We start from the raw sequence: 10,372 nt of genomic DNA, 5'->3' as shown, positions 1-10,372 counted from the left end.
GCCCCGAGCATGCCGCCCCACGACTGACCCAGCAGGTGGTATCGGTCAGTGCCCAGCTGACGGGCTAGTTCGGTTCGTACGGCGTGGAACTCGTCGACGAACAGGCTCGGCTCCCAGAAGTCGCGGGGTGCGTCGGGGAGGTGGGTGCTGCGTCCGCACCCGATTTGGTCGTAGTGAATGACGTCGCGCCCGGTCTCGTCGGCGAGTTGGGCGATGTTGCGCACGTAGTCGTGTGCCATGCCAGGACCGCCGTGCAGGACGAACAACGGCAGGGCTCCTTGGCGGGCCGTCTCCGGTCTGGTGATCTGCACCCATGTCTGGAAGTCCCGGAAAGGCACCGTGCGGGTTTCAACGGGCATGGCGCTCAGCATGGACCCTGAAAGGTCTCACAGCAAGACCATTGCGGACGAATTAACATCCTCGTATCTACGGGAAGGGGCTCGACCGATGGCCGATCGCTCCCCGACGCGTCCAGCCGTGCCCTCATCGGGCCTGCTCGCCAGGCACTTGGAGATGCCGTCGCGCGTCGACGAGATCACCGATCGGCTCGTCACCGCGATCGCCATCGGCGAGTACCTGCCCGGTGCCCGACTCCCGGTCGAGCGTGAGCTCGCACGCGCCCTCGGCGTCGGACGCATGACCGTCCGCGCCGCCCTGGCCCGTCTCGTCGACCGCGGCCTGCTGGAAACCCGCCGCGGCCGGGGCGGCGGGTCCTACGTCGTGGACCAATGGCCGGAGTCCTCCACCGATGCGGTGCGTCGCACCCTGGGAATGCGGCTCGGCGAACTGCGGGACCGCTGCGATGCCATCGCCCGGTTGCACGGCGCGGTGTGTCGGGCCTCGGCCGAGGCCAGGACGGCTGACGACGTGACCAGGATCCGCGCTGCGCTGGAGGAGTACCGGACGGCCGACACCGGGCTGACCGCCCAGCAAGCCGACGGCAGGTTGCACCTGGCGATCATGGACGCCGCCCACAATGCGGTGCTCAAACAGGTCGTGGTCGACCTCGAAGCCTCGATCAGCATTGGCGCGCCCGCCCACGTCTGGGGAGAGCCGACGACCATGCGCCAGATGGAACTTCGGTCGCTGCACGAGCATGAAGTGCTCATCGACGCGATCGCCGACGGCGACGCCGACAAGGCCGAACACCTGGCCCGCGCGCACGTCGCGATCGACTTCGAGCTCATCTCCGCGGCGATGCGCCGGGCGGGCCTGCTCGCCGACTGAGGCCGCTGCTCTTAATCGCGAGGGTCGAGCAGGTAATCTCAACCCCGTGAGCACCAGCGGAATCGAAGTCAGCGCACGTCTGGGCACCGTGCTGACTGCCATGGTGACGCCGTTCGGCCCGGACGGCTCGTTGGACCTGGCCACCGCCAAGAAGCTTGCCAAGCACCTGGTGGCCTCCGGGTGCGACGGCCTGGTGGTCTCGGGGACCACCGGCGAATCTCCGACCACCACCGACGACGAGAAGGTCGCTCTGCTCGGCGCGGTTCTCGAAGCGGTCGGTGACCGGGCCAGGGTCATCGCGGGGGTCGGCACCTACGACACCGCACACAGCGTCCACCTGGCCAAGGCCTGTGCGGCCGAGGGCGCCCACGGGTTGCTGGTGGTGACGCCCTACTACTCGCGGCCACCGCAGGCCGGACTCGTCGCTCACTTCACCGCCGTTGCCGACGCCACCGACCTGCCCAACGTGCTGTACGACATCCCGCCGCGGTCGGTCATCCCCATCGCCTGGGAGACCGTCCGCACCGTCGCCCAGCACCCGAACATCGTCGCGATCAAGGACGCCAAGGCGGACCTGCACGGCGGCGCGATGATCATGGCGGAGACCGGATTGGCCTATTATTCCGGCGACGACGCGCTCAACCTGCCATGGTTGGCCATGGGCGCCACCGGGTTCATCAGCGTGTGGGGACACCTCGCCGCCAGCCAACTGCGGGACATGTTGTCCGCCTTCACCTCCGGCGACATCGCCACCGCGCGCAAGGGACACGTCGCGCTCGGTGCGCTCAACGCTGCCCAGAACCGACTCGGCGGAGTCACCATGGCGAAGGAAGGCCTGCGGCTGCGCGGCTTCGACACCGGTGACCCCCGGCTGCCGCAGGTGCCCGCGACGCCTGAGCAGATCGAGGCGCTGGCAGCAGACATGCGTGCCGCCGGCGTGCTGGCGTGACCGCCAACCTCGTCGCACCAGGCCCACTCGCCCCCGGTGGACTGCGGGTCACGGCGCTCGGCGGGATCGGCGAAATCGGCCGCAACATGACCGTCTTCGAGCACCTCGGTCGACTGCTGATCATCGACTGCGGCGTGCTGTTCCCCGGGCACGACGAGCCAGGCGTCGACCTGATCCTGCCCGACCTGCGGCACATCCAGGACCGTCTGGACGACGTCGAAGCCCTGGTGCTCACGCACGCCCACGAAGACCACATCGGCGCCATTCCGCACCTGCTCAAGCTGCGACCCGACATTCCGGTGGTCGGGTCGAAGTTCACGCTGGCGCTGGTCGCCGCCAAGTGCCGGGAACACCGCATCAAGCCGGTGTTCGTCGAGGTCGCCGAGCGTCAGAGCAGCAGGCACGGCGTGTTCGAGTGCGAGTACTTCGCGGTCAACCACTCGATTCCGGATGCGCTGGCGATCGCCGTGTACACCGGTGCTGGCACCGTCCTGCACACCGGTGACATCAAGCTCGACCAACTGCCGCTGGACGGCAGGCCGACGGACCTGCCGGGAATGTCGCGCCTCGGCGACGCCGGTGTCGACCTGTTCCTCTGCGACTCGACCAACGCCGAGATCCCCGGCGTCGGGCCGTCCGAGAGCGAAATCGGGCCGAACATGCACCGACTCATCCGCGGTGCCGAGGGCAGGGTCATCGTCGCCTGCTTCGCGTCGAACGTCGCTCGCGTGCAACAGATCATCGACGCATCGGTGGCGCTGGGCCGTAAGGTGTCCTTCGTCGGCCGGTCGATGGTGCGCAACATGGGCATCGCCAAGGACCTCGGCTTCCTCACCGTCGACGACGACGACGTGATCGACATCGCGGCTGCCGAGATGCTGCCGCCCGAACGCGTCACGCTGGTCACCACGGGTACGCAGGGTGAACCGATGGCCGCGCTGTCGCGAATGTCGCGTGGCGAGCACCGCAGCATCACCCTGACCACGGGCGATCTGATCATCATGTCGTCGTCGCAGATCCCCGGCAACGAGGAGGCGATCTTCGGCGTGCTGGATTCGCTCGCCAAGATCGGCGTCCGCGTCGTCACCAGCGGTCAAGTGCGGATCCACGTCTCGGGCCACGCCTACGCGGGCGAGTTGTTGTTCCTCTACAACGGGGTCCGGCCGCGCAACGTCATGCCCGTGCACGGCACCTGGCGCCACCTGCGCGCCAACGCCGCACTGGCCGAGAAGTCCGGTGTCCCGGCGGAAGCCATCGTGCTGGCCGAGAACGGCACCAGCGTCGACCTCGTCTCGGGCAAGGCCTCGATATCGGGCGCGGTTGCGGTGGGCAAGATGTTCGTCGACGGCCTGGTCACCGGCGACGTCGGCGATGCGGTGGTGGGTGAAAGGCTCACGCTGGCTTCGGGTTTCATTGGCGTGACCGTCGTCGTCCACCGGGGTACCGGCAAGCTGGCCGCTCCGCCGCATCTGCATTCGCGCGGCTTCTCCGAAGACCCCAAGGCGCTGGAACCCGCCACCCGCAAGGTGGCCGAGGCGCTCGAAACCCTTGTCGCCGAGAAGGTGACGGATCCGACGCGGATCGCGCAGGCGGTGCGCCGTGCCATCGGGAAGTGGGTTGGCGAGGTCTATCGCCGGCAGCCGATGATCGTTCCGACGGTGCTCGAGATCTAGCTGTCGACCCAACGCCGAGGTCGACGTGGCACGGCTACCGAACGGGGTTTCGGGGCATTTCAGCGCTTGTTCACGAACCCGGCATCGACGGGCAACGCGACGCCCGTGACGTAGCGGGCCGCATCGGACACCAGCCACAGGACGGCGTTCGCGATGTCCTCGGGCTCCAGGGCCTGCACGGGCAATGCATTGCCCATGTCCGGACCGCCCTGGGTCTCCTGCGCAACGCCGTCCAGCCAACTGCGAATGAAGTCGTTGTCGATCATCGGGGTGTTGACGCCGGCAGGATGAATCGAGTTCACCCGGATGCTGTGCGAGGCAAGGGTATTGGCATACACCCTCATGAGCCCGACGATGCCGTGCTTGGCGGCGGCGTAACCCATCGACCCCGCCATCGGGGAGGCGAGTCCGACCAACCCGGCCACCGAACTCGTCAGCACGATCGCACCGCCGTTGCCCGCCTTGATCATCGGCCGCATCGCCACGTCGACGGTGTGGAAGACGCCCGTCAGGTTGACGTCCAGCACGTCCTGCCAGGCGTCGTCGCCGGCCATCGGGGCGATGCCTGCGTTCGCGATGGTGATGTCCAGACGCCCGCCGAGCTCGGCGACGCCCGCCTTGACCGCGGTCTTGATGGCGGCGCGGTCGCGGACGTCGGCCACCGACGCGACGATTCGGGCGCCGGTGTCCTCGACGAGCTTGACGGTGTGCGCCAGGTCGTCGGGGGTGGCCATCGGGTAGGGCACCGACGCGATCTGATCGCAGATGTCGACGGCGATGATGTCGGCACCCTCCGCCGCAAGCTTGACCGCGTGCGCGCGGCCCTGACCCCGGGCCGCGCCGGTGATGAACGCGACCTTGCCCCGCAGCGAGCCGTCCCGTGAGGCCATGACTAGCCCCGCAACTGGCCCTTGGCGGGGTCACCCGCGACGATGGGCTGCAACATCTTGATGTCGGGTGCGCCGTCGAGATGCTCACCGATCGCGCCGAAGAGCTCGCCGATGGCCGGAGCCTTGCCGTGCGCCTCCACTGCCGCCTGGTCGGCCCACTGTTCCACGAAGACGAACGTCCCGTCGGCTTCGTGCAGGGAGTACAGCTCGCAGCCCGGCTCGTCGTGAACGGCCTCGATCGCGCGGGTGCAGGCAGCCCGCACCGTGTCAACGGATTCCGGCTTGGCGGTCATGGTGGCGACGATGACGACTGGCATCTGAAGAGACTCCTCGCTGAATGTGTTCGGTCCCGAGTGAACCCGGCCTTGCCGACACTACCCAGCGCGAACGACCGTCAGCGGGCCGCCTCGGCAAGTCCGTCGAGCTGGCCATCGAGGTCGGCGCCCTGGTCGATCTCCGCGATGTCGTCCGCACCCACCAGGAAGAGCCGCGCCGACGAAAGGTCAAGGAACAGTCCCACGACCGCCACCGATCCGGCTTCGAGGCGGGGTGCGACGAGGGGATGGCGCTGCAGGGTCTGCACCTGCATCGCGACGTTGACGATGCTGAGCCGATCGGCCTCGTCGAAACCCGCCCTCCCGGCGGCGACGGCGACTGGATGGTCGTCGTGCGCGGCGGCCAGGCTGTCCGCGCCGTGATGCAGCCAGCGGCCGACGGCACCGTCGTTGCGGCCGTGCCACAGGTCGTGCATCGCTTCGCACCCCGAATGCCCGCAGATCGCGATCGTCTGCACGGACAACCGCTCCAGGGCGTAGCTCAGCGCCGAATCCACCGATGCGTCGGTTCCGTCGGTGGGCACCAGGTTCCCGACGTTGCGCACGTTGAGGAGTTCGCCGGGTCCGCTGTCGGTCAGCAGGTTGGGAAGGATTCTGGCGTCGGCGCACGTGAGCAACATGGTGTGCGGGTCGTGTTCGTCACCGGCGGCACGCATCTGCTCGCGCAGAAGTGGTGCGACGCCGTTGCTGAACCGGTCGACCCCACCCGCCAGCCGCGGGGGCCAGATCATTCGCAACGCGGACACCACCCTGCGCCCCTCGGGGTTGCGCCGCGGCGGACGATCCATCGCGAATTCCATTCGGGCGGTCCCTGTTTCGGTGACCGTCACCTCGTCGCCGGCATTGCGACGCTGTCGGATCCACTCTTCGAGCGTGTCCATCGCGGCGTGGTCGAGGTAGTCGACGTTCAGATCGACGTAGGTGTCAACGCCGGCAGGGATCGACGACAGTGCCGCGGTCAGCCGGGGCAGGGCCAGGAAGGTGCACGATCCGGTGATCGCCACGTGCCAGCGCTGCCGTCCGTCCGACGTGAGTCGATCGGTCAGATCCTCGGCGACGATCGACACCCGCACGATTCGGAAGGCGGCGATCCCGATGGCGAGGACCAGTCCGATCAGCACGCCCTCCAACAGGTTCAGGAAGACCACCGACAGCAGTGTCACGCCGTAGATGAACAGCTCACCCGTGCGCCGCGCCAGGTCGATGTGCGCCAGCTTGACCAGCTGGATGCCGATGACGATGAGCAATCCGGCCAACGCTGCGGTCGGAATCATCTCGATGACGTTGACCAGGAACACCGAGAACAGCAGGAGCCACACGCCGTGCAGGGCCGCCGACGCGCGCGTCCTGGCGCCCGCGCTGACGTTGGCGGTGCTGCGGACGATCACGCCGGTGACGGGGAGGCCACCCAGCAGACCGGACGACACGTTGGCGGTGCCCTGTCCGACCAGTTCGCGGTTGAAGTCGGTGCGCGGGCCGCTGTGCATCTTGTCGACCGCGCTGGCCGACAGCAGGCTCTCCACGCTGGCGATCAGCGCAACGGTCAACACGGCGACCGCGATCGCACCCCATGTGCCCTCTGGCATCTCGGGCAGGCCGATCGCGTCTACGACGGATTCGTCGAGGGCGATCCTGTCGGTGCCAAGGCCAGGGAGGTAGCTCACCGCGGTCGCGGCCACGACGGCGATAAGTGCACCTGGCACGGCGCGCACACCGGCGGGGGTGAATCGCCATAGCAGCATGATGGCGATGACGAGTCCGCCGATCAGCACCTCGGACCACTGCGGTGCGGCGAGCTGGGCGGGCAGGGCGGACAGGTTCTCCCATGCGTTGCTGCGTGGACCGCCGCCGAGCAGGACGTGAATCTGTTGCAGGGCAATGGTGATGCCGATGCCTGCGAGCATCGCGTGCACCACGATCGGTGCTATTGCCAGTGCCGCGCGGGCAATTCGGCTCAGTCCAAGAAGTATCTGGAGGACGCCCGCTGCGGCGGTGATCGCGCAGGTCGCCTTCCAGCCGAATTGATCGACGAGTTCGGCGACGACGACGGTGAGACCGGCGGCGGGGCCGCTGACCTGAAGTGGCGAGCCGCCGACGACGGCGCAGACGATGCCACCGACGATTGCGGCGATCAGTCCGGCAACCACCGGGGCGCCCGATGCGACGGCGATTCCGATCGACAAGGGAAGTGCGACAAGGAAAACGACGAGAGACGCCGGTAGATCGTATCGAAAGATGTTGCGTAACAAAGGGTTAACATTGCGGTGGATGGGGGCAGATGTCACCAGGTCGAGGGTACCGACGGCAACGGATTCCGTCGGTGCCGAGCCGCGTGACGATGCCCACGTTTGGTGAGTACGCAGGCGGCATCGCACATTGACTTCCTGCGGATTTCGTTGTCAGATGGTTAGCGATTTGTTACCCGTGTGGCTGATGGTGATTTTGGGGCTGGTGCGACTAGGCTGACTCGCATGGCCAGTAAGACCGCCGCGCGTTCGGGAGCTCGTTCGAGCAGCTCAAAGCCCCGAGCGCGCTCCACGCGCCCCGCTGCCCCACGGCGAAAGCCGGCTGCCCCACGGCGAAAGCCGGCTGCCCCGCGCCGCAAGCCCTCACCCGTCGCCTCCGCCGGATCGGCCATGGGCAGGGGGGCGCGCGCCGGCTGGCTGATCGTGGCCAAGGGTGCCGGGTCCACCGCACGGTCGGTGGGTCGCGCCCGCGACATCGAGCCGGGACACCGGCGCGACGGCATCGCACTCGCGCTGCTCGGCATCTCGGTGGTGCTCGCCGCCAGCTCCTGGTTCGACGCCGCACGCCCCGTCGGCGGGTGGATCGACAGCGTGGTCCGCACCGTCATCGGCTCCGCCGTCGTGCTGCTACCCATCCTCCTGGCGGGCCTGGCCGTCCTCCTGATGCGCACCGAGCCGCACCCCGAGGCCCGCCCACGCTTGGTCCTCGGCACGGCGATGATCGCCCTTCCGGTGCTCGGACTCTGGCACCTGTGGTCGGGCTCGCCCACCGAGCCGGCAGACCGCCAACGCGTCGCGGGCTTCGTCGGCTTCGTGATCGGCGGGCCACTCTCCGACGGCCTCACCGCGTGGATCGCCACCCCGCTGTTGATCATCGGGGTGATGTTCGGCCTGCTGCTGATCACGGGAACGACCATCCGCGAGGTCCCGTCGGCCGTGCAGTCGCTGTTCTCCTCCTTCCGCGGTGACGACTACTACGACGACGATCAGTACGACGGCGAGTACGACGACCGGCCCGGCGAATCGGCCGAGGACTTCTCCGACGGCTACTACGACGACCCCGCGGATGCCAGGGGTGACGAGCGTCAGTGGCCGGGGTCGGCCTCGCGATCCGGAGGGCAGGAGCGAAGCGACCCGGGAAGTCGGCTCGGAGGGCAGGAGCGAAGCGACCCGGGAGGTCGCTCCGGCACGCCCATGGACAACTATCCGCTCGACGAACCGCTCGTCGACGAGACACCGACCGTGCCAGAACCGAAGGTTGCCGCTCGCCGCAAGGCACCGAAACCACCGGCACCCAAGGCGTTGCCTGCCAAGCCCGCCGCAACCGACGACACCCTGTCGCTCGACCGCGTGGTCGACGGTCCGTACGTGCTGCCGTCGCTCGACCTGCTCGTCGCCGGTGACCCGCCGAAACGCCGCAGTGCCGCCAACGACCAGATGATGGATTCCATCAACTCGGTGCTCGAACAGTTCAAGGTCGACGCCGCCGTGACCGGCTGCACCCGCGGCCCCACCGTCACCCGCTACGAGGTCGAACTCGGCCCCGGCGTCAAGGTCGAGAAGATCACCGCGCTGCAGCGCAACATCGCCTATGCCGTGGCCACCGAGAGCGTCCGCATGCTGGCCCCGATCCCCGGCAAGTCGGCCGTGGGCATCGAGGTGCCCAACACCGACCGCGAAATGGTCCGGCTGGCCGACGTCCTCACCGACCCCGAGACTCGGCGCAACCACCACCCGTTGCTCATCGGCCTCGGCAAGGACATCGAGGGCGAGATGATCTCGGCCAACCTGGCCAAGATGCCCCACCTCCTGGTGGCAGGCTCCACCGGCTCAGGCAAGTCCAGCTTCGTCAACTCGATGCTGGTCTCGCTGCTGACGAGGGCCACGCCGGAGGAGGTCAGGATGATCCTGATCGACCCGAAGATGGTGGAACTCACGCCGTATGAAGGCATTCCGCACCTGATCACGCCGATCATCACCCAGCCCAAGAAGGCGGCCGCCGCGCTCGCGTGGCTCGTCGAGGAGATGGAGCAGCGCTACCAGGACATGCAGGCGTCCCGGGTGCGGCACATCGACGTGTTCAACGAGAAGGTGCGATCCGGGGAGATCTCCACCCCGTTGGGCAGCGAGCGGGTGTACAAGCCGTACCCCTACATCCTCGCCATCGTCGACGAGCTCGCCGACCTGATGATGACCGCACCGCGCGACGTCGAAGAAGCCATCGTCCGCATCACGCAGAAGGCGCGCGCCGCGGGCATCCACCTGGTGCTGGCCACCCAGCGCCCGTCCGTCGACGTCGTCACCGGTCTGATCAAGACCAACGTGCCGTCGCGGCTGGCGTTCGCGACGTCATCCCTCACCGACAGCCGCGTCATCCTCGATCAGCCCGGCGCCGAGAAGTTGATCGGCATGGGCGACGCGCTCTTCCTGCCAATGGGCGCCAACAAGACGATCCGCCTGCAGGGCGCCTTCATCAGCGACGAAGAGATCCAGGCCGTCGTCCAGTCGTGCAAGGACCAAGCCGAGCCGGAGTACACCGACGGCGTCACCGCCGCCAAGCCGACCGGTGAGCGCACCGACGTCGACCCCGACATCGGCGACGACATGGACGTCTTCCTGCAGGCCGTCGAGCTGGTGGTGTCCAGCCAGTTCGGGTCGACGTCGATGCTGCAGCGCAAGCTGCGTGTCGGCTTCGCGAAGGCGGGCAGGCTGATGGACCTCATGGAGACGCGCAGCATCGTCGGCCCCAGCGAGGGGTCCAAGGCGCGCGAGGTGCTCGTCAAGCCCGACGAGTTGGCGGGCACCCTGATGTTGATCCGCGGTGGCGCAGATGCCAACGGTGGCGACCTCGACGACGAGGACTGACCCGCTGAGCGGGACGCTCACAAAATCAGTTGAGCGGGACGCTCACAGAATCAGTTGAGCGGGACGCTCACAGAATCAACAGCATCCGCGAATTGCCGAGGATGTTGGGCTTGACGTAGGACAGATCGAGAAACTCGGCCACGCCGATGTCGTAGGACCGACACATCTCCTCGTACACCTCGGCGGT

The 10,372-nt window shown here is 67.8% G+C and carries 8 protein-coding genes and 1 pseudogene; 4 read left to right on the top strand and 5 right to left on the bottom strand.

All coding sequences use genetic code 11. The annotated features are described in order from the left end of the window. Nucleotides 1–359 (bottom strand): alpha/beta fold hydrolase (locus ABW137_RS28345; protein ID WP_526404979.1); only part of this gene is annotated, 359 nt, incomplete at its 3' end. An 88-nt stretch (nt 360–447) separates the two neighbouring features. Between ABW137_RS28345 and ABW137_RS28340 the strand changes: the two genes are divergently transcribed. The 3 genes from ABW137_RS28340 to ABW137_RS28330 all read left to right on the top strand — a co-directional run bounded on the left by ABW137_RS28340 (nt 448) and on the right by ABW137_RS28330 (nt 3,849). Further along, nucleotides 448–1,227, top strand: coding sequence for a FadR/GntR family transcriptional regulator (locus ABW137_RS28340; RefSeq protein WP_526404977.1), 780 nt, complete (start codon nt 448–450; stop codon nt 1,225–1,227). 100 nt (nt 1,228–1,327) lie between these two features. Next, entirely contained in the window at nt 1,328–2,176 is an 849-nt protein-coding gene (dapA, locus tag ABW137_RS28335) for a 4-hydroxy-tetrahydrodipicolinate synthase (RefSeq protein ID WP_526404981.1), read from the top strand. Then, nucleotides 2,173–3,849, top strand: a complete 1,677-nt coding sequence (locus ABW137_RS28330) for a ribonuclease J (RefSeq protein ID WP_526404975.1) — start codon at nt 2,173–2,175, stop codon at nt 3,847–3,849. Before dapA ends, ABW137_RS28330 begins: the two co-directional genes overlap by 4 nt. Nucleotides 3,850–3,908: 59 nt before the next feature. Here the strand turns inward: ABW137_RS28330 and ABW137_RS28325 are convergent, their stop codons facing one another. The 3 genes from ABW137_RS28325 to ABW137_RS28315 form a co-directional block, all read right to left on the bottom strand. Continuing rightward, nucleotides 3,909–4,739, bottom strand: a complete 831-nt coding sequence (locus tag ABW137_RS28325; RefSeq protein ID WP_526404973.1) for a mycofactocin-coupled SDR family oxidoreductase — start codon at nt 4,737–4,739, stop codon at nt 3,909–3,911. Between the two features lie 2 nt (nt 4,740–4,741). After that, nucleotides 4,742–5,056, bottom strand: coding sequence for a putative quinol monooxygenase (locus ABW137_RS28320; protein ID WP_526404971.1), 315 nt, complete (start codon nt 5,054–5,056; stop codon nt 4,742–4,744). Nucleotides 5,057–5,133: 77 nt separating this feature from the next. Continuing rightward, the gene (locus ABW137_RS28315) at nt 5,134–7,359 is read right to left on the bottom strand and encodes a SulP family inorganic anion transporter (protein WP_526404969.1); all 2,226 of its coding nucleotides are present in this window, start codon (nt 7,357–7,359) and stop codon (nt 5,134–5,136) included. A 186-nt stretch (nt 7,360–7,545) separates the two neighbouring features. Between ABW137_RS28315 and ABW137_RS28310 the strand changes: the two genes are divergently transcribed. Then, on the top strand, nt 7,546–10,185 hold the full coding sequence (locus ABW137_RS28310) for a DNA translocase FtsK 4TM domain-containing protein (RefSeq protein WP_526404967.1): 2,640 nt from the start codon (nt 7,546–7,548) through the stop codon (nt 10,183–10,185). A 67-nt stretch (nt 10,186–10,252) separates the two neighbouring features. Here the strand turns inward: ABW137_RS28310 and ABW137_RS28305 are convergent. Continuing rightward, a pseudogene (locus ABW137_RS28305) lies at nt 10,253–10,372 on the bottom strand (amino-acid N-acetyltransferase); the annotation flags it as partial.

The sequence above is a fragment of the Mycobacterium sp. genome, assembly GCF_040509115.1.
Taxonomy (GTDB): Bacteria; Actinomycetota; Actinomycetes; order Mycobacteriales; family Mycobacteriaceae; genus Mycobacterium.
The sequence above is the reverse complement of the archived record's forward strand: the minus strand, read 5'-3'. Positions and strand labels throughout refer to the sequence as shown.